At 64.3% G+C, this 22,714-nt stretch carries 40 protein-coding genes and 1 tRNA gene; 16 read left to right on the forward strand and 25 right to left on the reverse strand.

Features of this window, described 5'->3' with window-relative positions; translation table 11 throughout:
• Nucleotides 1-90: 90 nt before the first annotated feature.
• From ACQY4V_RS07770 to ACQY4V_RS07830, 13 genes are all read right to left on the reverse strand, one after another.
• Nucleotides 91-771: a hypothetical protein gene (locus ACQY4V_RS07770; RefSeq protein ID WP_428516297.1), complete on the reverse strand. Its 681-nt coding sequence runs from the start codon at nt 769-771 to the stop codon at nt 91-93.
• A gap of 5 nt (nt 772-776) precedes the next feature.
• Nucleotides 777-1,370, reverse strand: a complete 594-nt coding sequence (locus tag ACQY4V_RS07775) for a hypothetical protein (protein ID WP_428516298.1) — start codon at nt 1,368-1,370, stop codon at nt 777-779.
• A complete protein-coding gene (locus ACQY4V_RS07780; protein WP_428516300.1) occupies nt 1,367-2,029 on the reverse strand; it encodes a helix-turn-helix domain-containing protein in 663 nt (220 codons plus the stop codon). Before ACQY4V_RS07780 ends, ACQY4V_RS07775 begins: the two co-directional genes overlap by 4 nt.
• A gap of 133 nt (nt 2,030-2,162) precedes the next feature.
• A complete protein-coding gene (locus tag ACQY4V_RS07785) occupies nt 2,163-2,540 on the reverse strand; it encodes a hypothetical protein (RefSeq protein ID WP_428516302.1) in 378 nt (125 codons plus the stop codon).
• Nucleotide 2,541: 1 nt separating this feature from the next.
• Nucleotides 2,542-2,799: a hypothetical protein gene (locus ACQY4V_RS07790; RefSeq protein ID WP_428516303.1), complete on the reverse strand. Its 258-nt coding sequence runs from the start codon at nt 2,797-2,799 to the stop codon at nt 2,542-2,544.
• Nucleotides 2,796-3,653: a ParB N-terminal domain-containing protein gene (locus ACQY4V_RS07795; RefSeq protein WP_428516305.1), complete on the reverse strand. Its 858-nt coding sequence runs from the start codon at nt 3,651-3,653 to the stop codon at nt 2,796-2,798. Before ACQY4V_RS07795 ends, ACQY4V_RS07790 begins: the two co-directional genes overlap by 4 nt.
• The gene (locus ACQY4V_RS07800) at nt 3,650-4,384 is read right to left on the reverse strand and encodes a hypothetical protein (RefSeq protein ID WP_428516307.1); all 735 of its coding nucleotides are present in this window, start codon (nt 4,382-4,384) and stop codon (nt 3,650-3,652) included. Before ACQY4V_RS07800 ends, ACQY4V_RS07795 begins: the two co-directional genes overlap by 4 nt.
• On the reverse strand, nt 4,381-5,283 hold the full coding sequence (locus ACQY4V_RS07805) for a hypothetical protein (protein ID WP_428516309.1): 903 nt from the start codon (nt 5,281-5,283) through the stop codon (nt 4,381-4,383). The genes ACQY4V_RS07800 and ACQY4V_RS07805 overlap by 4 nt, the downstream gene beginning before the upstream one ends.
• Complete coding sequence (locus tag ACQY4V_RS07810; RefSeq protein ID WP_428516311.1) at nt 5,280-5,486, reverse strand: hypothetical protein; 207 nt, start codon at nt 5,484-5,486, stop codon at nt 5,280-5,282. Before ACQY4V_RS07810 ends, ACQY4V_RS07805 begins: the two co-directional genes overlap by 4 nt.
• Nucleotides 5,483-5,758, reverse strand: coding sequence for a hypothetical protein (locus ACQY4V_RS07815; protein WP_152492660.1), 276 nt, complete (start codon nt 5,756-5,758; stop codon nt 5,483-5,485). The genes ACQY4V_RS07810 and ACQY4V_RS07815 overlap by 4 nt, the downstream gene beginning before the upstream one ends.
• A 313-nt stretch (nt 5,759-6,071) precedes the next feature.
• Nucleotides 6,072-6,617 carry a winged helix-turn-helix domain-containing protein gene (locus ACQY4V_RS07820; RefSeq protein ID WP_428516313.1) on the reverse strand — a complete coding sequence of 182 codons (546 nt, stop codon included), beginning with the start codon at nt 6,615-6,617 and terminating at the stop codon, nt 6,072-6,074.
• 12 nt (nt 6,618-6,629) lie between these two features.
• Nucleotides 6,630-6,860 carry a hypothetical protein gene (locus ACQY4V_RS07825; RefSeq protein ID WP_428516315.1) on the reverse strand — a complete coding sequence of 77 codons (231 nt, stop codon included), beginning with the start codon at nt 6,858-6,860 and terminating at the stop codon, nt 6,630-6,632.
• 188 nt (nt 6,861-7,048) lie between these two features.
• Nucleotides 7,049-7,252, reverse strand: a complete 204-nt coding sequence (locus tag ACQY4V_RS07830) for a helix-turn-helix domain-containing protein (protein ID WP_428516317.1) — start codon at nt 7,250-7,252, stop codon at nt 7,049-7,051.
• A 151-nt stretch (nt 7,253-7,403) separates the two neighbouring features.
• On the opposite strand from ACQY4V_RS07830, the gene ACQY4V_RS07835 reads away from it, so the two are divergent.
• Entirely contained in the window at nt 7,404-7,919 is a 516-nt protein-coding gene (locus ACQY4V_RS07835) for a helix-turn-helix transcriptional regulator (protein ID WP_428516319.1), read from the forward strand.
• Here the strand turns inward: ACQY4V_RS07835 and ACQY4V_RS07840 are convergent.
• On the reverse strand, nt 7,916-8,203 hold the full coding sequence (locus ACQY4V_RS07840) for a hypothetical protein (RefSeq protein WP_428516321.1): 288 nt from the start codon (nt 8,201-8,203) through the stop codon (nt 7,916-7,918). The two genes, ACQY4V_RS07835 and ACQY4V_RS07840, sit on opposite strands and share 4 nt — an antisense overlap.
• Before the next feature lie 163 nt (nt 8,204-8,366).
• On the opposite strand from ACQY4V_RS07840, the gene ACQY4V_RS07845 reads away from it, so the two are divergent.
• From ACQY4V_RS07845 to ACQY4V_RS07915, 15 genes are all read left to right on the forward strand, one after another.
• Entirely contained in the window at nt 8,367-8,627 is a 261-nt protein-coding gene (locus tag ACQY4V_RS07845; protein ID WP_428516322.1) for a hypothetical protein, read from the forward strand.
• A complete protein-coding gene (locus ACQY4V_RS07850) occupies nt 8,624-8,869 on the forward strand; it encodes a hypothetical protein (protein ID WP_428516324.1) in 246 nt (81 codons plus the stop codon). Before ACQY4V_RS07845 ends, ACQY4V_RS07850 begins: the two co-directional genes overlap by 4 nt.
• A gap of 12 nt (nt 8,870-8,881) precedes the next feature.
• Entirely contained in the window at nt 8,882-9,115 is a 234-nt protein-coding gene (locus tag ACQY4V_RS07855; RefSeq protein ID WP_428516326.1) for a hypothetical protein, read from the forward strand.
• Nucleotides 9,112-9,393, forward strand: a complete 282-nt coding sequence (locus ACQY4V_RS07860; protein ID WP_428516328.1) for a hypothetical protein — start codon at nt 9,112-9,114, stop codon at nt 9,391-9,393. Before ACQY4V_RS07855 ends, ACQY4V_RS07860 begins: the two co-directional genes overlap by 4 nt.
• Nucleotides 9,390-9,704, forward strand: coding sequence for a hypothetical protein (locus ACQY4V_RS07865; RefSeq protein ID WP_428516329.1), 315 nt, complete (start codon nt 9,390-9,392; stop codon nt 9,702-9,704). The genes ACQY4V_RS07860 and ACQY4V_RS07865 overlap by 4 nt, the downstream gene beginning before the upstream one ends.
• 171 nt (nt 9,705-9,875) lie before the next feature.
• Entirely contained in the window at nt 9,876-10,067 is a 192-nt protein-coding gene (locus ACQY4V_RS07870) for a hypothetical protein (RefSeq protein WP_428516331.1), read from the forward strand.
• The gene (locus ACQY4V_RS07875) at nt 10,067-10,345 is read left to right on the forward strand and encodes a hypothetical protein (RefSeq protein WP_428516333.1); all 279 of its coding nucleotides are present in this window, start codon (nt 10,067-10,069) and stop codon (nt 10,343-10,345) included. Before ACQY4V_RS07870 ends, ACQY4V_RS07875 begins: the two co-directional genes overlap by 1 nt.
• A gap of 100 nt (nt 10,346-10,445) precedes the next feature.
• Entirely contained in the window at nt 10,446-11,027 is a 582-nt protein-coding gene (locus ACQY4V_RS07880) for a hypothetical protein (RefSeq protein WP_428516335.1), read from the forward strand.
• Nucleotides 11,028-11,051: 24 nt separating this feature from the next.
• The gene (locus tag ACQY4V_RS07885) at nt 11,052-12,869 is read left to right on the forward strand and encodes a ParB/RepB/Spo0J family partition protein (RefSeq protein ID WP_428516337.1); all 1,818 of its coding nucleotides are present in this window, start codon (nt 11,052-11,054) and stop codon (nt 12,867-12,869) included.
• Nucleotides 12,870-13,526 (forward strand): hypothetical protein, encoded by a 657-nt coding sequence (locus ACQY4V_RS07890; RefSeq protein WP_428516339.1) that lies wholly within the window; start codon nt 12,870-12,872, stop codon nt 13,524-13,526.
• Nucleotides 13,523-13,786: a hypothetical protein gene (locus ACQY4V_RS07895; protein WP_428516341.1), complete on the forward strand. Its 264-nt coding sequence runs from the start codon at nt 13,523-13,525 to the stop codon at nt 13,784-13,786. The genes ACQY4V_RS07890 and ACQY4V_RS07895 overlap by 4 nt, the downstream gene beginning before the upstream one ends.
• The gene (locus ACQY4V_RS07900) at nt 13,786-13,953 is read left to right on the forward strand and encodes a hypothetical protein (protein WP_428516343.1); all 168 of its coding nucleotides are present in this window, start codon (nt 13,786-13,788) and stop codon (nt 13,951-13,953) included. The genes ACQY4V_RS07895 and ACQY4V_RS07900 overlap by 1 nt, the downstream gene beginning before the upstream one ends.
• Before the next feature lie 402 nt (nt 13,954-14,355).
• A complete protein-coding gene (locus ACQY4V_RS07905; protein WP_428516344.1) occupies nt 14,356-14,538 on the forward strand; it encodes a hypothetical protein in 183 nt (60 codons plus the stop codon).
• A complete protein-coding gene (locus ACQY4V_RS07910; RefSeq protein ID WP_428516346.1) occupies nt 14,535-15,584 on the forward strand; it encodes a tyrosine-type recombinase/integrase in 1,050 nt (349 codons plus the stop codon). The genes ACQY4V_RS07905 and ACQY4V_RS07910 overlap by 4 nt, the downstream gene beginning before the upstream one ends.
• Nucleotides 15,566-16,111 carry a hypothetical protein gene (locus ACQY4V_RS07915; RefSeq protein WP_428516348.1) on the forward strand — a complete coding sequence of 182 codons (546 nt, stop codon included), beginning with the start codon at nt 15,566-15,568 and terminating at the stop codon, nt 16,109-16,111. The genes ACQY4V_RS07910 and ACQY4V_RS07915 overlap by 19 nt, the downstream gene beginning before the upstream one ends.
• 55 nt (nt 16,112-16,166) lie before the next feature.
• On the opposite strand, the gene ACQY4V_RS07920 is transcribed toward ACQY4V_RS07915, so the two are convergent.
• The 11 genes from ACQY4V_RS07920 to ACQY4V_RS07970 form a co-directional block, all read right to left on the reverse strand.
• Nucleotides 16,167-16,243: transfer RNA gene (locus tag ACQY4V_RS07920), tRNA-Arg, on the reverse strand.
• Nucleotides 16,244-16,357: 114 nt separating this feature from the next.
• The gene (locus tag ACQY4V_RS07925; protein WP_428516349.1) at nt 16,358-16,657 is read right to left on the reverse strand and encodes a hypothetical protein; all 300 of its coding nucleotides are present in this window, start codon (nt 16,655-16,657) and stop codon (nt 16,358-16,360) included.
• Nucleotides 16,658-16,725: 68 nt separating this feature from the next.
• Nucleotides 16,726-17,946 carry a cysteine desulfurase gene (locus ACQY4V_RS07930; protein ID WP_428516351.1) on the reverse strand — a complete coding sequence of 407 codons (1,221 nt, stop codon included), beginning with the start codon at nt 17,944-17,946 and terminating at the stop codon, nt 16,726-16,728.
• 1 nt (nt 17,947) lies between these two features.
• Nucleotides 17,948-18,559, reverse strand: a complete 612-nt coding sequence (locus tag ACQY4V_RS07935) for a Yip1 family protein (protein ID WP_428516353.1) — start codon at nt 18,557-18,559, stop codon at nt 17,948-17,950.
• Nucleotides 18,556-19,041 (reverse strand): YIP1 family protein, encoded by a 486-nt coding sequence (locus tag ACQY4V_RS07940; protein WP_428516355.1) that lies wholly within the window; start codon nt 19,039-19,041, stop codon nt 18,556-18,558. The genes ACQY4V_RS07935 and ACQY4V_RS07940 overlap by 4 nt, the downstream gene beginning before the upstream one ends.
• Nucleotides 19,041-20,327: a Fe-S cluster assembly protein SufD gene (gene sufD, locus ACQY4V_RS07945; protein ID WP_428516356.1), complete on the reverse strand. Its 1,287-nt coding sequence runs from the start codon at nt 20,325-20,327 to the stop codon at nt 19,041-19,043. Before sufD ends, ACQY4V_RS07940 begins: the two co-directional genes overlap by 1 nt.
• On the reverse strand, nt 20,328-21,083 hold the full coding sequence (gene sufC / locus ACQY4V_RS07950; RefSeq protein ID WP_428516358.1) for a Fe-S cluster assembly ATPase SufC: 756 nt from the start codon (nt 21,081-21,083) through the stop codon (nt 20,328-20,330). It abuts the gene before it with no gap.
• A gap of 30 nt (nt 21,084-21,113) precedes the next feature.
• Nucleotides 21,114-21,716, reverse strand: a complete 603-nt coding sequence (locus tag ACQY4V_RS07955) for a hypothetical protein (protein WP_428516360.1) — start codon at nt 21,714-21,716, stop codon at nt 21,114-21,116.
• Nucleotides 21,713-21,988, reverse strand: coding sequence for a hypothetical protein (locus tag ACQY4V_RS07960; RefSeq protein WP_428516361.1), 276 nt, complete (start codon nt 21,986-21,988; stop codon nt 21,713-21,715). Before ACQY4V_RS07960 ends, ACQY4V_RS07955 begins: the two co-directional genes overlap by 4 nt.
• Entirely contained in the window at nt 21,988-22,302 is a 315-nt protein-coding gene (locus tag ACQY4V_RS07965) for a heavy metal-binding domain-containing protein (protein ID WP_428516363.1), read from the reverse strand. Before ACQY4V_RS07965 ends, ACQY4V_RS07960 begins: the two co-directional genes overlap by 1 nt.
• Nucleotides 22,299-22,649 (reverse strand): hypothetical protein, encoded by a 351-nt coding sequence (locus ACQY4V_RS07970; protein WP_428516365.1) that lies wholly within the window; start codon nt 22,647-22,649, stop codon nt 22,299-22,301. Before ACQY4V_RS07970 ends, ACQY4V_RS07965 begins: the two co-directional genes overlap by 4 nt.
• Nucleotides 22,650-22,714 lie beyond the last annotated feature (65 nt).

Consider the following 22,714-nt stretch of genomic DNA (forward strand, 5'->3'; position numbering starts at 1 on the left):
CCTCCGCCCAAAAGAAAACGCCCGGGGCGGGATCTCCACTCCGGGCGCAATTCGGTTCGATGGCAATATGTCAACGGATTGAGATTTTCGTCAAGGGATTTTTTGCCAGGGCCGCTGGCAAGGCATGGTCTCAGTCAGCGCGAACCGCCGCATCTCATTGTTCGCGAGGGCGCAGCGGACCGAAAGAAGCGCGCTCCACCATTCGAGGTAACCCCTTCTGACACGGGCGATTTCCTGCGCGGTGTCACGGTAGACGATCGGGCAGGCCATGAGCGGCGCGGCTCGCACCCGGCCGCGGCTGACATACTGCACGACGCCCATCTTTTCCGTCTTGGCATAGAAACCGTGGCGGGTGTTGCGCCACTCGCGCGGCTCGACACGGGGGCGCATGTCCTGCCCCCAGTCCGGCGTGCGTCCGGCGCGGGCCAGCTCCGCCACCATCGTGGCCAGCCGCCAGGGCAAGGCGACCTTGACCATTGCGGCAACCAGGTCGGCATCCTCGTGCGGATAGCTGCGCCCGGGCGTGGCGTCGACCCGCACACCGATCCCGCGCGCCCCGTCCTTGCCGATCTCAAGCATATCGCACACGTTGGCCGTTTGAGACCGGGCCGCGTATTCACGGACGATCCCGGTGTCGCGCAGGTCGTCGTAGTCGAGCTGCGCGTACTCGACCGAAAAAGCCCATTCCAGCAGCCCCCGGATCGAGATCAGTTCCTTACCCGCCTCGTTCACCGGGCGCGACGGGCCGGCTTCGCCAGCGATCTTGCGCAAGGACATCATCCGGCACCCCCCTCGATCAGCGCCTCGACATCGGTGCTGGTTTTCTCGAACCAGTCGAGCCATTGCAGGTCGTCGTCGAAGTTGGCCCGGCCGCGCCGGCGGATCACGTCGCGGATCCGCTCGGCCTTGTCGTTCCATTTGGCCGCGACCTCGGCCACGCGCGCCTTGTCGCCGGGCATCACCGGCGGGCGCTTGTGCTTCTTCCAGAACTCGTACTCGGCGACGTGGCGCCCGGCCTCGAGCGCGGCGGGCCCCGCCCTTGACGCAAACCAGCGCAGCAGCTCGGGCGCATGCTCCAGCGGCCGCGGCTCGAACGCTTCGGCCAAGCCGATGATGCAGGCATAGCTGGGCCAGAAGTCGCGGCTCGAGCCGTCGCCCTTGGTCGCCAGAGACCGGCGCAGGGCGCGCAGCCCGTCGTCGGTCATGTAGGCCAAACTGTCGGCCACCCGGTCGAGGAAGTTGCGATGATCCTCATCCGAGGTCTTCACCCGCTTTCGGAACCCGTCGGCGGTCAGGGGATGGATCAGCAGGCGGCGCACCCGGGCGCGTTTGCCTTCGTCGGTCGTCATGGTCACGTCGGCTTCCGTCATGGCGCTTTCCCCTTCTCAGCATGTCGGCCGGTCACAGCCCGGAGCTCCGGTTCGGTCAGAAGCGATGAGGACACCACGTGATCCCACACAAACCGCTCGATTTCGTCGAAAGCATCAAGTCTGCCATCGCGATAACTCGCGACCGCACGCTCGGCTTTTTTGACGACCATCGGATTTGAAGAAATCCGGCCTTCGCGCGCGCACGCGCTGGTTATTTCCTGGTTACTTACAGGTTCCTCTCCAGTGGGCTGGAGACGGGTCGGCCCCGAAATTGGAGACGGGTCGGCCCCTGAATTGGAGACGGCTCCGTCTCCAGATATTGGAGACGGCTCGCCGCGTTTTCCGTCTCCAGATTTTGGAGACGGCTCTTGTGCCTTCTCCATCTCAAACCCCAAGATGTAGCGGGTCGGGCATTGCCGCTTAGTCTTGCCATCTCGGCTTTGATGGCGCTGTATCAGCCCCTTCTGCTCCAGAGAATTGAGCACATTGTTGACCGTTCCGTTCGACACGCCGGCACGGTCGCGCAGATAGGCCTGCGACGGAAAGCAGCCTTGGCTCGCGTTGTGGCAGTCACACAGATGGAAAAGAACGCGGAATTCGCTCGCGCCCAGTTTTGCCGGGTCGATGTCCGCAAGCCAATTCGTGGCTTTATGGCTCATAAGCCTGTCCTTGCCTGTCATGCCCCGGAACGCCTCTGGCGGGCGGTGACGGGGCGGTCTGCGATGATGGCGAAACCCTGCCTCTCAGGGGGCGCAGGCGCGTCTGTCGGCACCTTGCGGAGGGTTGGTGGGGTCAGGGAGGGCGCAGATCCGCGGACAGGCCGGTCTCTTGCATCATCACACGCCTGATGCGGTTCAGCGCCTTGCGCTTTACGCGCACGCGACCGACGATCACCGCTGCATCGCAGACGTAGCTGAGGCCGGGCGCGGTGCAGTCGGGATCATATGCGACCCCTCCTACGGTCCTGACCTTGTAGACCCGCCCATCCCCTGAAGGATGCAGTGACGCGAACATCGCCGCGGCCCGCGGATCTGGCGTGACGTACACCTTGCCGGGGTCGCAGACGCCAGCGGCGCCGAATTCGGCAGAAGATTTCACGCCGGTCACCGATGCCGGCAGTATGCGGGCCCCAACCTTCAGGCCGGGCGGTCCACCGTGGTAGCAGATCATATCAGCCTCCTTTCTCCACCTCGAAGATCTTCGGAGGTGCCAAGGGAAGGCGGAGATACGCGTCTCGGGCGATGTCGTTCTGCGCCGCCTCTTCCGTCGTGCGCCATTCACCATCCGTGACAGGCCACCAGAAACCGAAGAGACCGAACACCGTGGCGCGCCGTTCGGCGAGAAACCTGCGCGCACGAAACTCTCGATGCCCATTGCAGATCGTGACGACCCCCTCGCGCACCCTGTACCTGTCGGCGAATTTGCTCATGCCGCCACCGTTCCGACCTGCCAGGCTCTCAACTTCGCCGTCACAGACCGCGTCAGAAGTTGGTGCATGGGCGTGTTGTAATACTCGCCCTTCCGGTCCGCTCGCAGGCGCAGGCAGGCCTTTTCGATCGACCAGATGTCGTTCTGCGCCAGGAAGTCGCCGACCACCTCGCCGCGCGTGATGCCGCAGGACTGCGCCGACTCTGTCAGCGTGCGCAGCCACATCGCCCCGAAGAGCGCCGGATCGGTCGCAGCCCCCCCCCGGCAGGCATCGACCATCAGCCCGTCGAGCACGGCGACCAGGAACGTGCCCTTGTCGGCCGCGACCAGCTGGCGGATCATCGAAATGCAGAAGACCTCGCCCGGCTTCTTGTGCGCCGCGCTCTTGTTGTAGGTCATCAGCTTGCACCCTGCCCGGCTGACCGTGGCGTCGCACTGCACCGCCCACGGCTCCAGCGCGGCCAGGGCGGCGCGGAACACCTGGTTCGGCGTCAGGGCCGTCACCATGCCGTTGATCCAGGAGAACGCCGCAGCGGCCTGTTGCGGCGTCAGAACCTTGACCAGCGCCGGCACCTCCTCGATGCCGCAGAGCGCGGCCGCATGGGTCCGGTGCTGGCCATCGATGATCTCGAACGTGGTGTCGCCCACCTGGTTGACGTCCAGCGCCCCGAACTTGGACCAGCTGAAGTTGTCGGCGATCTTTCGGATGGTCTGCCGCCCGCGCGCCTCGATCGCGCGCTGATAGCCAGTGTTGATCACCAGCTGGTCGATGCGGATCCAGCGCAGCTCGGGCCGGGTGTCCTTGGGCGCCGGGCGGCGATCCTCGCCGGCCACGTCGATCGTGCGCAACGTCATAGCAATGCTCCTTCCTGCTCGATGGGCCGCGGCAGCAGTTCGGGTGGCAGCGGCGGGTAATCGCCCGGCCGGGTCAGCCGCGCGCGGGTGCCGGGGGCGATCCATTCCTTCAGCGTGCGCCCCGGCTTGCCCGCGCCCCAGATCAGCCAGGAATAGGCAGTGGCCGAGGTCGGTTTTTCGGTGACGAAAGCCTGCTTTTTGTCGTTCCACCGGGTGACCGGCACATCGGGATCGAGGCACAGCCCCTTCCACAGCACCACGCGCTCGCAGAATTGCAGCTCGAGGCTTGGTGGGTTATCGGCGAAGAGCCGCGCGTGTCGCCCTTCGCCCTCGCAGAACGCACTGCGCACAAAGACAGCGACGTGGCGGGCATGGCTGAGCCCGCGATGAATGAAGGCCTCGCCCAGCTTGAAGGGCGGATTGGTGATCATCCAGGTCACGTCGAGCGGTGGTGGCCCCAGCAGGTAGTCGCGCACCGGAAACCCGGCGCCATAGTCGAACACGTCCGCGCCGCGCGCATCGGCGAAGTATTCCGCCAGCACCTTGTGCATGTGGCCGCGGTTGGCCGCCGGATCCTCGGCACTCGCCAGGGGCGGCAACAGGCCCTTGTTGCGGATCGTCTCACAGAGCGCCCGCGTGGCCCAAGGCGGCGTCGGGAAATCGTCGAGGCTGTCATGCGCCTCGTGTCGCTGCTGGCGCACAGCAGCGGAGGTGTTGCCGGGGGCCGTCATTTGCTACGCCCCCGCTCTGACTGCTGCCGCAGAACTTCCTCATATGCCGTCCGAGCGCTTTCTGCAGCCCGGACGCATTTCAAGCTTACTGAACGGTTAAAGCGGCCCTTGACTTGGAGTGCTGGGTCACCTCTGCGCCAAGAGCAAGTCGCCCTTTCGGGGCCCTGGATGCTCAGAACGACCTCAACCCCACTCCGGCAATAAGGCGCATAACCTCGAACGCAATCGCTCATCGTCGCGCCTTCAGTCGCCAGTGCAACTTCAGAGGTCAGCAGGCTGAAGCTGTATCCGTCCACATCGATGAACCACGATTTTGCCCAAGGCGTCGGGTCCGCATTTTTCAGTACGGCCTCAAGTGCCGCAGCGTCGTGTTCTCGACGCAACCTCTTGCGACCCCAGCTCGGATCGATCTGCACCCCCATTCGGGCACAGTCGCGCAACAGCATAAGCCACTCAACGACGTCACCACCATCGCCGGCGAGCCGTGCCGCCTGATGCAGCTTCGCGTTGCCATAACTGCGATACTTCCATGGATCGAAGCGTCGACGGGTGGGCCAGATTAACGACTGCTCGAAACTCCACCCCATGCGCAGCATCAGCGTCAGACGGTGTTTGTTCGAGGTCAACTTGGCGTGGTGCACCTGTTTCCACAGACCCGCGCCAACCTGCGCCTTGACCTCGGCCGGCGAAGCGCAGAATGCGACAAGGATCGGCGACACGTGCTTGATCCCGTCTTTCTCGGCCTGCTGCCAATGAGGCGCACTTGCGTATATGCGCATCAGAATCGGACGGCACCTTTGGTACGTCTTTGCCCAGCCCGGTATATCGACGGCGGGTCCGGTCCAATCCGGATAGAGTACAGAAGCTTTTTCGATCTGCTTTTGAAACGCAGTTATCATGTCAGCCGCCCCGCTTCGCGCAGACCAGAAGCCTCATTTCGATCGGCAAACAAGTTGAGCTGCACCGCGAGTTCACGCGCCTGGTCAGGCTCGAGCGACGCCACGGCGAACTCAACGCCATCATCGTCGGTCAGAATGAGATGCACAGCCGTGCAGGCCGGATCCTCGCAGGCGCTCAGGTCTATGCCGGACGCGGGGATCATGCCGCGACCTCGAACTTGTTCTGAAGATCCGCGACCAGCGCGCGGCTGGCCTCGGGGAAATTGTGGATGAAGGCCAGCACCTGCGCCTGGCGCTCACTGACCCGTCGCAGGCCGAAGAAGCGCGAACCCGCCGGCAGCAGCGGGTCAAGGATCTCGGCCGTCAGGTTGCGGCCCGTCCGGGCGCAGGCCACGAACCAACCCGCCTCGCCGATCATGCGCCCGATCGGCGGCATCACCCCGGCGGGGCGCGCGAAGCAGACGATCCCGCTCATGCCCGACACCGCCCGGCAGACGCCAGGGCCCTTTGCACGCGGTCCGGCCGGGAGGAACCCCGGGACACGGCACGCCGACGCGAGCCCCGGTGGGAATGGGCCGGACCGCGAGCAAAGGACCCCCGGCGCGTGGACAGACGCGCACGGGGGCAAGGGTGCAGGTTTCCGGGGCAGGCAGTTCGCCCCGGCTCGCCTGTCGAAAAAGGCGGGCGTGCCTTAAGAGGATCGAAGGCACGCCCGTAGGTGACAGGGAGGAATAGCGCGCGATAAACCCCACGCGGCAAGGGTGTTCGTTTGGCGGAGGCGAGGAACGTCATGCAATCACCACCAGGTAGTATCCGCCGGTGGCCACCGCCTCGATCGACCAGCCATGCACCAGCAAGTTCCGACGCAACCCGGAAATCGTGCTCGACGCGCCGCCAATTGAAAGTCCGGACCGATCCGCCAGCTGCTGCGTCGTGGCCCCCGGCCTTTTAGCAATCTCCAGCAGGATCCTCGCCCGCGTCGGCGCCATGGTTTTTGCCACATCGCGGACGACAGACAGGCACGGCCGGCGCATCTTCACGATGTCGGCCTTGATGCCGCCGCGACGTCGCTCGCCCTGATCCGTGTGACCCGCACTCTTCTTCGCCTTGGGCTTCGCGCCGGATGGGCGCCGAACCTCGACACCGCAGACACCGCGCAGCTTGTGCCAGCGGGTGATCAGCGCCGTCTCGGCAATGCCCCATTCATCCGACAGCACCGCAACCTTCGAATAGACGCCGCCGGTAACGCGCAGCCGGTTGTCGTGGTGCACATCCCAGCCATCGGGCAGCACGCGCAGCTTGGCACGGGTCGGGAATTCAGCGCGGGCGTTCATGACATCACCCCCCTATTCCGCCGCGAACAACATGCGCGGCGCGGCGACAGGATGATCGTTCACGGCGATCGCGACATAGCCGCCGCCGGCACCGCTTTCGCCCTTCCACCACTTGCGGGCGGTGCGCTCGGACACGTGAAACCGATCCTGAACATGCCGCAAATCGCTGTAATGGCTGCGAATAAACCGCGACCAACGCTCGGGAAATTCGCGGTGCACCTGGTGCGGATCGAACACCGCCACAGGCCCGGACTTTTGTCCGGACCAAAATTCCGAATTTTGCCCGTTTCGGAACATTTGTCCGGACCCATGTCCGGACTTTTGTCCGAACTCATGTCCGGTAGCGCCCTGAAGCGCTTCGATGGCATCCTCGGGACATGACCCATCATCGCAGCACACAACGTAAAATCTCGGCCGATCCGAACGCCCGCTCATGCCGCCGCCCCCTTGGTGTCGGGCACCCAGCTGTTGCAGGGAACGGCGCCTTCGGTCAGACGCTCGATGCGTACGGCCAACTTGAGAGAAGGAACGCGGTTGCCATTCAGCAAATCCGACAGGAAACCGGGACTGACCCCGAGGTCAGTTGCCCATTCGCGGCGCGTACGGCCCGACTTTTCGATCACATCGGCAAACATGCCTTCTGTTCTCTTATAGCGAACACCATCCTGTCAAGCGTCATGTTCACCGTGGGCGAATTATTCGCTGTGGGCCTGTCGCTTTATTTCGACACTCGGGCATAACCGGCGGATGGAGATCAATCTCGGCAAAGCCCTGAAGGCCAAGGGCATGACACAGGCGGCCCTCGCCGATGCCATAGGCGTCAGCCGCGGATTTGTGTCCGAGATCGCGTCGGGGAAAAAGGAACCGTCGCTTACCACGTTGCGCAAAATCGCCGAAACGCTGGGCGTGCCGCTGAGCGAGATCTACACCGACGACACCGACCAGCGAGGGTTCGCGGAACAGGCGACGCGGTTCGAGCCGCGCAGCGACAGCGAGGTCGCAATGCTGGATCTGTTTCGCGGCATGGGAAAGCGCGTCGAGCTATACGAGGTGAATTCACCCGCGCCGCTCCTCTACCTGAACAAAGGCGACCGCATTGCCGTCGACATCGGAGAGATCGCCCAACCCGGCGATACCGTGATCGCGTCCGAAATTGACGATAGCGGAACGGGACACAGCTTTGTCGCGCGCTGGCTGGACCCCTGGATAGAGCCCGGTGACACGTCACGGCGGCCGGAACGCATGGACGACAGCGGCCGCCTAGCTGTCATGGGCGTCGTAAAGGGCGCAATCCGGCTTTAGGCCGAACGGCCGGCCGCACCAGACGCTTCCCGCGCGGCCTTGATTTCCACAAGTATCGCATGGCTGGTTTCGGCCGTCACGACGACCGCGCGGCTCAGCTGCGCCATGGCAATCACCACGATGCCCAATACGATCGGGCCACCGCCCAACATCAAAGCGGTCATCAGATCGCCTGTCGCCATGGACACCCCGAACGCCAGCACGCCAAGGCAAATGGACAGAAAGCCGATCAGCGACGTCAGCCCCAGCATGAACCTCGCCATGGAAAAGTCCGGCTGCTTCATCGTGATTTCCCTTTATCGCACCGCTCGAAGCTAAATCGCCCGAGGCGAAACACGCAAGACGATTCGTGATCGGAAATCGGCATGTTCGCCGTGTGCGAATTATTACCTTGACGCGTGCATTCGCTATCAGCTAACTCTTGGGAATCATAACCAGGAGACCCCAATGCAGACGACCGAAGCCGATGCCCGCGCCCACGCTCGCTGGGTCATCGCCAACCCCGATCAGACCAAGGACGAGATCGCCCTGCGCGAATGGGCCTGGGCTGTCTTGCGTGGCACGACACTGCCCAAGCGCAGCACGCCAACGCTCAGCGAGATCCTGCGCCTGGGCAAGGCCGAACGGGTGGCCCGCATCCACGCCGCCGCAGCCAAGCACGGGATCACGCCACTGCCCTCCGGCCCGACGACTGGCGGTGCGGCATGAGCAGCGCCGTCCCAGGCCGCAAGAAAATGCGGATCCACATCTACATCGACGCCTCCCAGGGCGGACAGCCCGGAGAATGCCAGATCGAGGTCCAGAGCGCCGAACAGCCCGGCACCGTGCTGCTGTCGATCGAGGATGCGGACGGAAATGCCGCCAACGCCACCGCCCCGGCGGACGAACTGATCTCAGCCATACGCCGCGCAACGCTGAGCGTCGACGACTACCGCGAAATCCCGTTCTGAAAGGACACCGCCATGCCGTCCATGATCCCCGAACACGTCGACCGCCAGGCAATCCTGTCACTTCTCGAAGCCGCGCACTGCCTGACGGCCGAGACGGACACGCTTGCCGGCCGTATCGCCGATCTGGTGGGCCTTCCAAGGGACAGCGACACGATCACCGACGCCATCTGGAACGCGCCCGACGCAGGATCCGCGATGATGTTTCTCGAGGGCGAAATCAGCACACCCAACGGAGTGGACCCATGACCCTCGCCACCACCGTCGACGCCATCCGCCACGACATCGCCGTCTCCTTCGAACCCCTCACGGACGCGCAACTGGTTCTGGCCGCTCAGGCCGAACTGGTTGCGCACGGGGCAGCTCACGTACCCACCGAGCCGCGCAACACCTGGGGGCCGCAGGAACACAGCGTCACCATGCTGGGCATCACCGGCATGGGCGGCACCTTGGCCGAGGCGCTGCGCGACTGGACCAAGTGCACCCTGCGCATGCACGACACCTTGGAAGAGGAGCGCGCGGCATGAACACGCTCCAGTGCTCACAACCCGCCGTGTCGCACTGCATCTGCAGCGAAGAGAACGCCAAGTTTCTCTCCGAATGCATCGCCAGCTGGATTGCCGCAAGGCTGCGCGCGCAACTGGTCGACCCTCACGAGATCGCGCAGGCGCTTGAGACCAAGCTCGGCGCCTGCATCTCGGACCATCGCGAGGCCGGGTGGCCCATCGTCAGCGTCCACCTGTGTGGCATCAGCGGCCAGGCCCGGTGCCTGCACGGCGCGCTGACGGACTGGATCGACCAGTGGGAGAAAATTTCCGGAGTGAGGGTTCGTCGATGAGGAGCCCAAGCGCCACGCCCTCCGCATCCGCCGCCCAGTCCATGCCGACCAGAAAAGGTCGCAAGCGACGCGCGGACATGATCGGGCCGGCAATCATCGTTCTTTCCATTCCCCTGGGTCTTGCGTGCTGGATCTGGCTCGCCGCCCTGATCGCCAAATAGGAGCACGACAATGCCCGATTTCATGATCGAAAAGTATGAACGCAGCCAAACGCAGCCGGCCAATGTCGGCGACGCGGTGCTCTGGTTTCTGCTTGGCCTCAAGGTGGTTTTGGTCACCAGCACGCTGCTGGCCCTGACGCTCCACGTAGTGCAGCGGATTGCGGTCGAGACGGCCGTGATCGAGCAGATCGGTCGCTACTGATGCCGGTGCGCACGCCCTTCCGCGACCTGCCCCTGCCCCAGCAGGCCGGCATGATGGCGTGCGAAGAGCAATTCCGAGCCTTCGTCGGCAACCGCATTTTCCGCGACAACCACGGCCCGGTGCACGAAGGCGCCGCCGCCGAATACATCCGCAGCTGGTGCGGCGTGCGCAGCCGCCGCGACCTGGCCACCGATCCCCGCGCCGCCGAACGCTTCGAGACGCTGCGCACCGAATACGACGCCTGGCGCGGCCGCATCCCGCGGCCCGACCGGCGGTAACCGAATGCCACCCCGCATCCATTGAGGGTGGTGACCCCCGGCACGTCTTCGAGCCCCCACTTAGTGGCGCGCCGGGGGAGAGATGAAAGAGGAAACGAGCATGAGAGAACCGATCGGACCCGCCCAGCAACCGTGGGTGCTGAATATTCCAATCATGCAGCAGTCGGTCCTGTTTGCGGCCGTGCGCGCGCCTGACGGAATCCGCAAGAACCACCCGGTGAAAGTTTTGCTGCGCTGGTATCGCCGGTGCGTACTGCTATCGGCCTTCGACCAGCGCGCCCTGACGGACCCTTTTGAGCCAGGCGGTGGCAGCTTCACAGGTCCTTTTCAGCCACGCCATGCACGCGAAATCTTTGGCCTTAGCGTGTCAGAGATGCCTGAGCTCCGGAGCTTCGAACATCGACACCAATGCGAACTCGAAAACTATTTTGACTACATGCGGGGCGTCTACCTCGAGCACGTCGACGAGTTGCCGCACCACTTTCAGCTGCATTTCATGCACGCCGCCCAGATCATCGGTGTCCACCACTCCGACCACAAGATCGCCGACTGGTGGCGTCACTTCTACCACATGATTGTGAACGACGCGCACCTTCACCCGGAAACCGACGACGAGATGAATATGCGCCTCTCTGACGATCGCGAGGAATGGAAACGCCGCGAAGTCGTGACCGCAGTCTGATTTCACCGAAAAGGAACCCACCCCATGCCCGACGGCCTCATGACCACCACCCGCCACATCACGGCTCCGCTCGATCAGCTTTACCTGCATCGTTTCAACCCGCGCCAGACCGCGACCAACGACCAGGTCGAGGCCAAGGCCGCCAGCATCGCCACCAGCGTTGGTCTGATGCAGGAGCTGCTGGCCTACCAGGACCCAGACCGCGAGGGGTTGGGCATCGTGGGCGGCGGCTTGCGCCTGCGCGGCCTGCAGAAGCTGGCCGAGGAAGGCTGGTCGCGCACGCACGATCAGCAGAAGATTACCGACATCCCGCTGCACGTCACCGACGACCCCATTGTCGCCCGTGCCTGGGCCCTGGGCGAGAACGTCAGTCGCGAGGAGCTGAGCCCGGCGCAAGAGATCCGCGCCTATGCCGCCCAGGCCGCGCAAGGCCTCAGCGCCGAGATGATCGCCCGCGGCTTCGGCAAGCCGGCCCGTCACGTCGCCCGCCGGCTGGCCCTGGCGGCGCTGGACGACGAGGTGATCGACGCGCTCGAGGCCGGACAGATCAGCCTCGAGGTCGCCCGCGCGCTCACCATCGCCCGCAGCCCCGAGGCCCAAGTCGAGACGCTGCAGGCGGCGATCCAGAACGGCTGGAGCGAATGGGCCGTGCGCCGCGCACTGGAAGAGGGCAGCATCGATTCCGACGACTGGCGCGTTCGCTGCATCGGCCTGCCGGCATACATCGACGCCGGCGGCGCCATGACCGAAGACCTGTTCCAGGATCACGCCCTGCTGCATGATGAGAAGCTTCTGAAGAAACTCTTCGGCGACCGGCTGGCCCGCACCGCCGAAGAGGTGAAGGACGAGGGCTGGGCCGAGGTCCGGGTCGTGACGGACGCCATGTATATCGGCCACCTGACCTCAGAGCTAACCAAGCACCATGCGCAAAAGCACGATCTTCAACCCGCTGAAGCACGGGAAATGGAAGAACTCGAAAACAAGGCGTCCACTGAAGAATTATCTGCGCACGAAATGACCCGCCTCAGAAAACTGCGTGATTTGACGGTTTCCTATCCCGAAGAGGTGATCGAGCCCGGCATCGCGTTTGTATTCGCTGAACGCAACGGCCAGGTCGAGATCTCGCGGGGCTGGATGAAACGCGGCAAGGGCCGCGGCACGACCAGCGCCAGCGGCACCGAAAACGCTCCAGCCAAGCCGCCGATCCCCGACAACCTGCGGCAGGAGCTGATCACCCTGCGCACGGCCGCGCTGATGGGCGGGCTGGTGGACAAGACCGACCTGGTGCTCGACATGCTCGCATGGCAGCTGGACGGCCACATTCCGCCCTACAGCGCGCCCTTCAACATCAGCACCAGCCTGCACCCCCTGCCCGACGCGTCCGACAGCGTGACCGTCGACAAGCGCCTGACCGAACTGACGGACTGGCACCAGCGCAATGAGGACGACCGCCTGACCTTCGACGCCTTCCGCGAGCTGGGCAAGAAACACCGCAACCAGGTCCTCGCCCGCCACCTGCCCCGCGCCCTTCGCAGCGTCGGAGACGCCAGCGCCATGGCCCAAATGGAACGCGAGTTCAGCGTCGGCCTGCGCAAGGTCTGGACGCCCACGGCCGAGACGTTCTTCAAGCGATGCCGCGCCGAGTTCCTGGACAATCTCTGGGCCGAGCTGCTCGAGCTCGAGGACGATGACGAGCGCCGCGCCCAGTTCAGCAGCCAGAGCCGCGCGCACAAGGCCAAGGATCTCGAGAACCTATTCACCAACGCCGAGGTCCAGGAGACCCACGGTCTCAGCCGCGCGCAGATCCAGAAGATCGATGCGTGGGTGCCGGGAGAAATTTAGATGGCGATCAAGCCCATCCTATTCAGCGCGCCGATGATCCGGGCGCTTCTCGCCGGCCGCAAGACCCAGACGCGGCGGCTGTTGAAGAAACCAACATGGGGGCAGGCCGAAGGCTGGCCAGAGCGCATCATGTACGAGCAAGACCTCGACGGGCGCCTACAATGGTTCGCCAGGGAGACAGGATGCCTTTCCGATCTGCCAATCCCGCAGCCCGGCGATCTGCTTTGGGTGCGGGAGGCTTGGCGCGCCTGCAAGCAACTCGACGGGATGAAGCCGTCCCAAATTTCGCAGCATGAGCCGCGCCGCATGGAGGCAGACGGTGCCATGATTGAACCGACCTGCATGATGGTGCAGCCGGGCCGCTACCGCCACGCGCGGTTCATGCCCATCTGGGCCAGCCGTCTGACGCTCCGCGTGACGGACGTGCGTGTGCAGCGGTTGCAGGAGATCAGCGAGGCGGATGCGCAGGCCGAGGGTGTTCAGGTGTCCTACGGCGCGCCATTCGATCCTGAAAACACAGTAACCGACAGACGTCGATTTAATCTTCTCTGGGACAGCCTCAACGCCGACCGCGCGCCTTGGGATGATAACCCGTGGGTGGCCGCCTACACCTTCGAGGTCCAACAGTGCAACGTCGATCAGATGGAGGCGGCATGAGCGAGGAATGCGATGAAACACCGGACGAGCCGGTGACGGTCAGGGTCGAGCCGCAAGTCTTGGGGCGGGCCGTCGAGGCGCTGATCGCGCTGTCCGACGACTTGGAGGCCGAGCTCCGCGCCAGGTATCCAGAAGAGGTCTTGAAATACCCGTCCGAGGCTCGACGCTATCGGCGCGACATGCAGGCGGTCCAGGATGGCCGGCGCAGCATTCAGGAGTTGAACAGAACTCCGGGATTCTGCTGGGCGGGGGACGACTGATGCTCTGGACACACATCGAACTGGAAAGCTGGGTTTTTGGTTTGAGTTTCGGCGTGACGTACTGCCTGCACGTCGGCCCGTTGAAGCTGGAATGGGTGCCCAAGAGCGGCCAACTCTATCGGGACTTTTCGCGGATCAAATCAAGGAAGGGCGGCAACGATGCCTGACGCGCGAAACCGCTGCAAGGCAACACCACCTGGCGGCAGAGGGTCTCGCCCGGTCGTAGCGCACCTGGCGCCCGACGACTACCGGCTGCTCTACGAGCTGACGATGCAGCGCGGTGTCTCGATGGCGGACACGATCCGCCAGATCATCCGAGAAGCGGCCGGAGCGACCTAATGGCCACGGATCACACCCTACACGGCAACCACGACCCCTGCCCTGCCTGTGAACTGAGGCGCGAGATGCAAGACACTCGGCCGATCAACCGACCCGAGGTCGCATGCAACGTGTGCCAGGGAACGGGGTTCTTACCGCTTAGCGACGCGGAGATCGTGCGCCGCACATGCGAAGAGGCCCGTCGGATCTATTGGCCAGCTTTCGAGCGCCGGATGAAAAGAGCCTAGCCCATGCCCGCCACGTCGCCCTCCCTCGCCATGCTGAAGAACGCCGCGCAGGTCGCGCTCGAGACCGGTTGCGCCGTGGAAATTGACAAGGCGACGGGAAACGTGCGCATCCTGCCCCCCGAGGCGATTCCTACCAGGCCCACCGGGGACAATACGTGCGACAGGCTGTTCGAGGCGTCAGATTGAAGGGGCTGAAGCCATCCGGGCGTTGGCCAAGCGGCAATGTGCGGTACTACTACCGGCACACGACGCCGGCGACGCCGATGCCCGACGCTCCCAAGGACAGCCCAGCTTTCCTGAAAGCATATGCCGAGGCCGCCGCCGGCAAACCGCAAAAGATCCGCGGCAAGATCCAGCACCGCACCGGCACGATCGGCGCCGGCATCCGCGCCTTCCTCGCCAGCGACAGCTATCTCGGCCGAGCCGCCAGCACCCGCGCACGCTGGAGATCCTTTGCCGAAGAATTCGAGGAGTTCTTTGCCACGGCCAGGCTCACCGACCTGCGGCCGCAACACATCCGGAAATACCTCGCACGCTTCGGCCCGCACCCGGCGAACAACCGGCTGAAGCTGTGGCGTGCAATGGGGCGCTGGTGGGTGGAATCGGGATTGCTGGACGCGGACCCAGCTCGCGACGTGCGTAAGCGTGCGGCACCGCACTCCGACGGCTTCGAGCCGTGGACGGCCGAGGACGTCGCCGCCTTCCGCGCCCACTGGCCGATCGGCACGATGCAGCGCCTGGCCTTCGAGCTGATCGCGCTGACCGGCGCCGCGATCGGCGACGCCGTGAAGCTCGGGCCCGGCAACGTCCGCGACGGCTGGCTGGTCTACACCAGGGCGAAGACACGCACGGCCTGCACCGTGCCGCTCTTCATCGACAACCCGCCGACCTGGTATCCGTCGAACGCGGATCTTCGAGCCTGCATCGAGGCCGCCCCGAAGCACCTGACGTACCTCAGCACGCGCGCCGGCGCATCGAGATCCGCCAAGGCGGCCGGCCAGTGGTTCGCCGGGGCCGCACGGGATGCCGGCATTGAGGGAAAGAGCGCGCACGGGGTCCGGAAATACCTGGCCGCCTATGTCGCGGAAAGGGGCGCCACAGAGGCGCAGCGCATGGAAGTCCTGGGCCACGACACGACGACGCAAACCCGCGCCTACAGCAAGACGGCGGATGCGAAGAGGATCATTGCGGGAACGAAAGTTGAGGAGAGGAAGTGGGCAGGAGATACCTGAAATGGGCCACGCACAACGGAAAACGGCACTACTACCACAGACGCCGCGGCCACCCATCTTATCCTGTATCGGCGCATGTCGACATAGACGATCCCGCAGCTGTCCAAAAGGACTTCGAAGACCAGCGTTCTGGGATAACTTGGGCCGCAGGAACACCAAGCCAGGTTCGCAGGTTAATCCGCCTGGGCGTCACAAAAGCAAAACAGAGATCCGTCGATCGCGGGATGGATTTCGATCTTACGACAGACGAAGTGTTGAACCTTTATCATCGCCAAGGCGGAAGGTGCGCCGTCAGTGGAATCAAGTTTTCGGCTGAACCGGCAAAGAACGGTCGAACAAACCCGTTTCGCCCAAGTTTAGACCGAATCGACAACAATCGAGGATACACTCTGGACAATGTGCGCATCGTGCTTTGGGGCGTGAACTTAGCGCGCGCTGATTTCCGCGACAGCGAGTATGTTCGCATCTGTCGCGGAGTGGCGCAGAACTTCAAGGGAACAAAACTTGACAACTTTCGGGACGAATGACAACTTTTTATAAAACCAAAATAAATTCAATAGCTTAAAGATCGGATTTTTGGGGTGGCGCACCTGAAAGGATTCGAACCTTTGGCCTCTGCCTTCGGAGGGCAGCGCTCTATCCAGCTGAGCTACAGGTGCCTGGGCGACGCTATAACTCGTTCGGTCCAGTGCCGCAACGGCGAAAACGCCCGCGATGTGGTGCAGGCCGTGGGAGGTGTCGTGGCCCGGGCGGACGCGCCCGGGCCGCACGGGTCAGGGACGCCCGCCGCCCTGGGTGCCGCCGCCCTGATTGCCCCCGCCGCCCGACTGAGGCTGGCCCGTGGGGTTGCGCGGGGTTTGCGGATAGTCGTACGGCAGGCATTCCTCGCCGCCGCCGGCACTGCCTTGCTGGCCGCCGCCCGGACAGCCGCCGCCGCCCCCGTCGCTGTCATACTTGGTCATGATCGGGTCGGGCGTGATCGCGGCCCGGCTCGGGGTCGTGGGGGGCTCGGTGCAGGCCGACAGGGTGGCGCCCATCAGGGCGACGAAGGCGGTTGTGTGAAGTTTGAACATGATGCTCTCCTTGGTGTTCTGGCCATGGGTCGGCCCACCAGGAGGATCCGTTCAAACTTTTCCGGGCGTCAGGCAAAAAGCTCGTGCGCCAGTTCCAGCGCGTCGATGAGCGCGTCGACCTCGGCCTCGGTGTTGTAGAGGCCGAAGGACGCCCGACAGGTCGCCGTCAGCCCGATATGATCCATCAGCGGCCCGGCACAGTGATGGCCCGCGCGCACCGCGACGCCCTTCTTGTCGAGGATGGTCGAGATGTCATGCGCGTGTGCCGCGCCGTCCAGCGTGAACGAGAAAATCGCCGCCTTGTCCGGCGTCTGCCCCTGCACCTGCAACCAGTTGAGGCCCCCCAGGCGCCCGACTGCATAGTCGCGCAAGCGGTCCTCGTGGGCGGCGATATTCTCCATACCCAGCCCCATCATGTAGTCCAGCGCAACGCCCAGCCCGATCGTCTGGACGATACCGGGCGTGCCGGCCTCGAACTTCATCGGCGGGTCGGCATAGCTGACCGCGTCCTTGGAAACCTCGCGGATCATGTCGCCGCCGCCCATGAAGGGGCGCATCTCGGCCAGCCGCTCTTTCTTGACGAAGATCGCGCCCGAGCCCGAGGGACCGTAAAGCTTGTGGCCCGTGATGGCGTAGAAATCGACGCCGAGGTCATCGAGGTTGACCGGCATGTGCACCGCCGCCTGGCTACCATCCACCAGCACGGGCACGCCCTTGGCATGGGCGGCCTCGGTGATCGTCTTGATGTCGACCTTGGTGCCCAGCACGTTCGACAGATGCGTGAGCGCCACCAGTTTCGTTTTCGGCCCGATGGCGTCGATCACCTTTTGAGGGTCCAGCGCGCCGGTGCTGTCGGTATCCACCCATTTCAGCGCCACGCCCTGACGTTCGCGCAGGAAATGCCAGGGCACGATGTTGGCGTGATGCTCCATCACCGACAGGACGATCTCGTCGCCCGCCTCCATCCGCGGCATGGCCCAGCCATAGGCGACCATGTTGATTCCCTCGGTGGTGCCGGAATTCAGAACGATCTGGTCCTCGTCCGCCACGCCCAGGAACCGCGCGATGATGCCGCGCACGCCCTCGTATTTCTCGGTCGCCAGGTTCGAGAGGTAATGCAGCCCGCGGTGGACGTTGGCATATTCTTCCGAATAGGCCCGCGTGATCGCGTCGATCACCACCTGCGGCTTCTGCGCGCTGGCGCCATTGTCGAGATAGACCAGCGGCTTGCCGTTCACCTCGCGCGACAGAATCGGAAAGTCGCGGCGGATCGCCTCGATATCGTACATCTCAGATAGCTCCTGTAAATCCGCCCGCGATGCCGCCGATGACGCCCATGATGATCGAAAGGCCGATCAGCACGCCGAAAATGGCCACGATCATCACGCCGAAGGCCTTCAGCGGGCTGTCGAAGGCGTGCGCCACGTCCAGCATGTTGGACACCGCCCACATCCACCACACGAGGAAGACCAGCAGTCCCAGCGACGAGACGAAGGGGATGAAAAGGCCCAGAATGGTAAAGCCGGCCACCAGCACGAAGCTGACCGCCTGCAACAGAGTGACCACGGCCAGCACCTCGGGCACCGTGCCCCGGCCGCCAAGCGCGCGGCCGATCCAGAACAGCATGAAGACCGAAAAGACCGCCCGCGCCCATTGCATGCCAGCGAAAATCAGCGGCGAGCTGTAGACCGGCGACGCTTCCAGCATGCGTCCCAGGTCGCCCTCGGGCATCGGCGCGGCCTGCACCAGCGCGGCGACCAGCGCAGAGGTCACGACCGAAATCAGCGACAGCGCGATCCACAGCGCCTGAACCGGCCACTTCAGGGCAATCACCTGCTCGGCGCCCATGCGCGGGTCGCGGATGGTCGTGGCGAAAAGGGGTTTCAGCACCGCCGTGTTCATGTCTGCCCCCATCCGGCTTCGCGCAGGTCGGACAGCCAGACCCACAGGAATGCCACAAGCCATATCGCGCCCACCGCAGTCAAGCCCGGACCGGGGCCGATGAACCCCGCCACGAGGCCATGCAGCAGCTTGATCGGGCTGGCCACCAGCCACGCCCAGAACAGCGCCAGCCGCGTAGCATAGGTCGAGGCGCGCCCGCCCATCAGACGCAGCACAAGCTGGCTGAGCGTGCCGATGGCGTAAAAGATCAGCGGCGCGATGAAGATCCAGCCCAGCAGAGCGCCGCCCAGCATAGGGTTCAGCTCCTGGTCGGTCAGATGCGCTTCGCGCGCCAGGCGCGGCCACTCGGAAATGAAAAAGAGCGCGCAGCCGGCCATCAGAATGGCCAGCGCACGCCCTTCGTTCGCGCCCATCGCCAGCAGGCGACGGAACACCGTTCGCGGGCCGCGATAGGCGGCCACGATATCGGTGGTGACGGGCATCAGCCGCGCCGCCGCACCAGCCAGCCTTCGAGGCGTTCGACGATCCCGTCGCGCAGGCCCTCGTCCTCGATCTCTTCCACCGCCTCGGCCAGGAAGGCCAGCGTCAGAAGGTCGGTCGCAATGGGCTTGGGCACGCCGCGCGCGCGCAGGTAGAACAGCGCCTCCTCGTCGATCGCGCCCGAGGTCGAGCCGTGTGAGCAGGCCACGTCGTCGGCATAGATCTCCAGCTCCGGCTTGGCCAGGAACTCGCTATCGCCGTCCAGCAGCAGCGACTGGCTGATCTGGTAGCCGTCGGTCTTCTGCGCGCCCGCTTTCACCAGGATCTTGCCCTGAAAGACGCCGACCGCGCCGTTGCGCAGCACCTTCTTGAACACCTGCCGGCTTTCGCAATTCTCGGCGTCGTGGGTGATGAAGACCGTGTCGTCATGGTGGAAATCACCGTCGCCCACGCAGGCGCCCGCGACATGCGCGATGGCATCGTCGCCGGTCAGCTCGATCACGCATTCGTTGCGCGTCAGCACGCCATTGGCGGTCATGGTGAAAGATTTGAAGGCGCTTTCCTGCCCCAGCCGCGCAAAGATATGCGTGACGGCCCGGCGCTCGTGGTCGCGGCCCTGGGTGCGCACATGGTTGAACGCGGCGGTGTCGGCCACATCGACCTCTATCACCTTGTTGAACCGCGCGGCGGCGGGGCCGTTTTCCAGCACGGTCAGTTCCGCGCCTGAATCCAGCTTGATCACGTGGTGCAGGATCGCGTCCGAAGTCTCTGATTCGTGGTGATAAATCAGGTTGATCGGCTTCGATGCCTTGCCGGTCACGTGGATCAGCACGCCGTCAGTGGCGGCCGCCGTGTTGAGCGTCGCGAGGGGCCGTGCCACCGGCGTTTGGCCATTGGTTTCCAGCGCACCATACAGGTCCTTGGCCCAGTGAATATCGGCCTGTCCCGCCTCGGCCAGACGGTCGATCTTCACGCCTTCGAGGCTCAGGTCATCGCTGGCCTCGGCATCGAACACACCGTCGCGGAACACGATCTTCAGCCGCTCGACATCGTCGAACATCTCGGTCTCGTCGCTCTCGAACACCGCGGCCTTGGGCACGTCCGCGTCGACCAGCGTGTCGGGGCGGGTGAACTTCCAGTATTCGTCCCGCGCGTGCGGCAGGCCCGCGGCCCGCAGCCGCGCCAGCGCGTCCTCGCGCGGCGCTTTCGTCCAGCCCGACGCCTCGGGCAGGCTCAGCGCGGCAAGGCGCGCCTCTGTGGCGTCCTGTTTCGCTTGGGGCAAGGCCATTTACGCCACCTCCGCCTTGATATCGGCATACCCGTTCTTCTCGACCTCGAGCGCCAGTTCCGGCCCGCCGGTTTTCACGATGCGGCCTTCGGACATGATGTGCACCACGTCGGGTTTGATGTGGTCCAAGAGGCGCTGGTAGTGGGTGATCACCAGGAACCCGCGACCCTCTTCGCGCAGCGCGTTCACGCCTTTCGACACCAGCTTCATCGCGTCCACGTCGAGGCCGGAGTCGGTCTCGTCGAGAATGCACATCTTGGGTTCGAGAATGGCCATCTGCAGGATCTCGTTGCGCTTTTTCTCACCGCCCGAGAAGCCCACGTTGACCGGGCGTTTCAGCATGTCGTTGTCGATCTCCAGCGTGGCGGCCTTTTCGCGCACCAGCTTGAGGAAATCGGCGGCGCTCATCTCGTCTTCGCCCCGCGCCTTGCGCTGCGCGTTGAGGGCTGTGCGCATGAAGGTCATGTTGCCCACGCCGGGGATTTCGACCGGGTATTGAAACGCCAGGAAAAGACCCGCCGCGGCGCGCTCTTCGGGCTCCATATCGAGGATGTCCTTGCCCTCCAGCGTGGCGCTGCCACCGGTCACTTCGTACCCATCACGGCCCGACAGAACATAGCTCAGCGTCGACTTGCCAGAGCCGTTCGGCCCCATGATCGCATGCACCTTGCCCGCCTCGACGGTCAGGTCGACGCCTTTCAGGATGGTCTTGTCCTCTTCTTCAAGATCGACCTTCAGGCCCTTGATCTCCAACATCTTTCTCTCCTTTTTCCAGTCGCTGTCCTCTCAGGGGCGCAGCATCATCTCGATCACGTTCAACAGCTCGGTGCGCGGCAGGGTCAGCGGCTGAACCTCGAACCCCGCCAAGCGCCCCGTCATCTGCGGGGCACCAATGAATTTCTCGACCACGTGGTACTGCTTGCGCCGCTTGTAGTCGTCGACGAACAGCTGCACGGGCCTTTCCGTGCGCAGCGCCGTGGCAAGGACGCATCCCGTGCGGAACCGGCCATCCACCAGCACCACGTCGGGCTGGCGGAACTCGGGCAGGTCCCAAACCTCCAGCGGATAGCGCGGATAGCGCATGTACTGCTCCGCGTCGGTCGGATAGCCCCACTCCTTCGTCGGACCTATGTCCGACCAGATCACGTCCACCTCGGTGCCTTTGGCGGGCGCGTTCTCGTCAAACCAGCCGCGCATCATCAGCGCCCAGTCCTTGTCGCTCTCCACCGAGAAGACGCGTTTGCCCGGCATCTCGCCCGCCATCACGGTCGACCCGCCCGACCCGTATTCCAGGATCACGTCGGCACCCGCGTAGGCCGCGCGCAGCACCTCCGCCTCGGCCTCCGGCAGGGTCAGCTCGGGCCGCGATATGGTGGCGGTCGGGGTCATGACTGTTTGCCGGACCCCGCCGCAGCACGTTTCATGTCAGCCGTGTATCCGATGTACATCCACCAGATTGCGGCCATCCAGAATAAAAACACCCACATGCAGAATGCGGTAATGTCGGCACCGCGCGGCGTCGCTCCCATCCAGATCAGAACATCCCTGACCCACGACGCGAGGATCACCAAGCCGATGAACAGGGCAAGCATCTCCAGCTGTGCGACAAGCCAATCCTTCAGGCGCGCGATCCGCGGCGTGATATGCTGCCCAAAGCGCATCAGTCCAGCACCACCGCCGTCCCGCTGGCCGAGACCATCAGCATGGAATCCGCCACCACCTCGTAGTCCAGATCGACGCCGACAACCGCCGTCGCGCCCAAGGCCTTGGCCCGCTCCTCCAGCTCGCGCATCGCGGTATCGCGGGCATCCTGCAATTTCGACTCGTAAGCGCCCGAGCGGCCGCCGACGATATCGGTGACCTGCGCGAAGAAATCGCGGATGACATTGGCGCCCATGATCGCCTCGCCCACCACGATACCGCGGTAGTCGATGATCTTGCGCCCTTCGATGTTTTGCGTGGTCGTGATGATCATTTTCTCACCTTCGGAATTTTCGACTGGGCCCGAAGCATCTGGTCGATGCCCTTTTGCGTTTCCGCTTCGCGCATGGCGCGATACGCGTCCTGCGCCTTCCGCTTCGCCGAGGTTTGCAGGCCTCGTATCCAGACGCCAATCGCGATCCCGCTGACAGCCGCCACGAAAAGCGTCACGAAGATCTTCCAGTAGAGCGGCAGCCACGTGACTTCGACCGCCGTGAACAGGATCAACCCCGCCAGGCACAGAACTGCAAACGTCCACACCCCTTCGCGAACCCCGCCCGTGTGCCCGGGATGGTGGATGTCACGCAGCATCGCGTCGTCCCGATCGAACCCGCTGAACATCAGCCCACCGTCCTTCCGACCATGATCGCGCCGCCCGGCATGGCGCCGCTGCCGGCGACGATCTT

The sequence above is a fragment of the Roseovarius sp. genome, assembly GCF_965277045.1.
In the GTDB taxonomy this organism is placed as follows: Bacteria; Pseudomonadota; Alphaproteobacteria; order Rhodobacterales; family Rhodobacteraceae; genus Roseovarius.

Coding starts and splice junctions, on each gene's coding strand:
- ACQY4V_RS07775 (WP_428516298.1), bottom strand. CDS start 1,370: ATGACGGAAGCCGACGTGACCATGACGACCGACGAAGGCAAACGCGCC.
- ACQY4V_RS07780 (WP_428516300.1), bottom strand. CDS start 2,029: ATGAGCCATAAAGCCACGAATTGGCTTGCGGACATCGACCCGGCAAAA.
- ACQY4V_RS07785 (WP_428516302.1), bottom strand. CDS start 2,540: ATGATCTGCTACCACGGTGGACCGCCCGGCCTGAAGGTTGGGGCCCGC.
- ACQY4V_RS07790 (WP_428516303.1), bottom strand. CDS start 2,799: ATGAGCAAATTCGCCGACAGGTACAGGGTGCGCGAGGGGGTCGTCACG.
- ACQY4V_RS07795 (WP_428516305.1), bottom strand. CDS start 3,653: ATGACGTTGCGCACGATCGACGTGGCCGGCGAGGATCGCCGCCCGGCG.
- ACQY4V_RS07800 (WP_428516307.1), bottom strand. CDS start 4,384: ATGACGGCCCCCGGCAACACCTCCGCTGCTGTGCGCCAGCAGCGACAC.
- ACQY4V_RS07805 (WP_428516309.1), bottom strand. CDS start 5,283: ATGATAACTGCGTTTCAAAAGCAGATCGAAAAAGCTTCTGTACTCTAT.
- ACQY4V_RS07810 (WP_428516311.1), bottom strand. CDS start 5,486: ATGATCCCCGCGTCCGGCATAGACCTGAGCGCCTGCGAGGATCCGGCC.
- ACQY4V_RS07815 (WP_152492660.1), bottom strand. CDS start 5,758: ATGAGCGGGATCGTCTGCTTCGCGCGCCCCGCCGGGGTGATGCCGCCG.
- ACQY4V_RS07820 (WP_428516313.1), bottom strand. CDS start 6,617: ATGAACGCCCGCGCTGAATTCCCGACCCGTGCCAAGCTGCGCGTGCTG.
- ACQY4V_RS07830 (WP_428516317.1), bottom strand. CDS start 7,252: ATGTTTGCCGATGTGATCGAAAAGTCGGGCCGTACGCGCCGCGAATGG.
- ACQY4V_RS07835 (WP_428516319.1), top strand. CDS start 7,404: ATGACACAGGCGGCCCTCGCCGATGCCATAGGCGTCAGCCGCGGATTT.
- ACQY4V_RS07840 (WP_428516321.1), bottom strand. CDS start 8,203: ATGAAGCAGCCGGACTTTTCCATGGCGAGGTTCATGCTGGGGCTGACG.
- ACQY4V_RS07845 (WP_428516322.1), top strand. CDS start 8,367: ATGCAGACGACCGAAGCCGATGCCCGCGCCCACGCTCGCTGGGTCATC.
- ACQY4V_RS07850 (WP_428516324.1), top strand. CDS start 8,624: ATGAGCAGCGCCGTCCCAGGCCGCAAGAAAATGCGGATCCACATCTAC.
- ACQY4V_RS07855 (WP_428516326.1), top strand. CDS start 8,882: ATGCCGTCCATGATCCCCGAACACGTCGACCGCCAGGCAATCCTGTCA.
- ACQY4V_RS07860 (WP_428516328.1), top strand. CDS start 9,112: ATGACCCTCGCCACCACCGTCGACGCCATCCGCCACGACATCGCCGTC.
- ACQY4V_RS07865 (WP_428516329.1), top strand. CDS start 9,390: ATGAACACGCTCCAGTGCTCACAACCCGCCGTGTCGCACTGCATCTGC.
- ACQY4V_RS07870 (WP_428516331.1), top strand. CDS start 9,876: ATGCCCGATTTCATGATCGAAAAGTATGAACGCAGCCAAACGCAGCCG.
- ACQY4V_RS07875 (WP_428516333.1), top strand. CDS start 10,067: ATGCCGGTGCGCACGCCCTTCCGCGACCTGCCCCTGCCCCAGCAGGCC.
- ACQY4V_RS07880 (WP_428516335.1), top strand. CDS start 10,446: ATGAGAGAACCGATCGGACCCGCCCAGCAACCGTGGGTGCTGAATATT.
- ACQY4V_RS07885 (WP_428516337.1), top strand. CDS start 11,052: ATGCCCGACGGCCTCATGACCACCACCCGCCACATCACGGCTCCGCTC.
- ACQY4V_RS07890 (WP_428516339.1), top strand. CDS start 12,870: ATGGCGATCAAGCCCATCCTATTCAGCGCGCCGATGATCCGGGCGCTT.
- ACQY4V_RS07895 (WP_428516341.1), top strand. CDS start 13,523: ATGAGCGAGGAATGCGATGAAACACCGGACGAGCCGGTGACGGTCAGG.
- ACQY4V_RS07900 (WP_428516343.1), top strand. CDS start 13,786: ATGCTCTGGACACACATCGAACTGGAAAGCTGGGTTTTTGGTTTGAGT.
- ACQY4V_RS07905 (WP_428516344.1), top strand. CDS start 14,356: ATGCCCGCCACGTCGCCCTCCCTCGCCATGCTGAAGAACGCCGCGCAG.
- ACQY4V_RS07925 (WP_428516349.1), bottom strand. CDS start 16,657: ATGTTCAAACTTCACACAACCGCCTTCGTCGCCCTGATGGGCGCCACC.
- ACQY4V_RS07930 (WP_428516351.1), bottom strand. CDS start 17,946: ATGTACGATATCGAGGCGATCCGCCGCGACTTTCCGATTCTGTCGCGC.
- ACQY4V_RS07935 (WP_428516353.1), bottom strand. CDS start 18,559: ATGAACACGGCGGTGCTGAAACCCCTTTTCGCCACGACCATCCGCGAC.
- ACQY4V_RS07940 (WP_428516355.1), bottom strand. CDS start 19,041: ATGCCCGTCACCACCGATATCGTGGCCGCCTATCGCGGCCCGCGAACG.
- sufD (WP_428516356.1), bottom strand. CDS start 20,327: ATGGCCTTGCCCCAAGCGAAACAGGACGCCACAGAGGCGCGCCTTGCC.
- sufC (WP_428516358.1), bottom strand. CDS start 21,083: ATGTTGGAGATCAAGGGCCTGAAGGTCGATCTTGAAGAAGAGGACAAG.
- ACQY4V_RS07955 (WP_428516360.1), bottom strand. CDS start 21,716: ATGACCCCGACCGCCACCATATCGCGGCCCGAGCTGACCCTGCCGGAG.
- ACQY4V_RS07960 (WP_428516361.1), bottom strand. CDS start 21,988: ATGCGCTTTGGGCAGCATATCACGCCGCGGATCGCGCGCCTGAAGGAT.
- ACQY4V_RS07965 (WP_428516363.1), bottom strand. CDS start 22,302: ATGATCATCACGACCACGCAAAACATCGAAGGGCGCAAGATCATCGAC.
- ACQY4V_RS07970 (WP_428516365.1), bottom strand. CDS start 22,649: ATGTTCAGCGGGTTCGATCGGGACGACGCGATGCTGCGTGACATCCAC.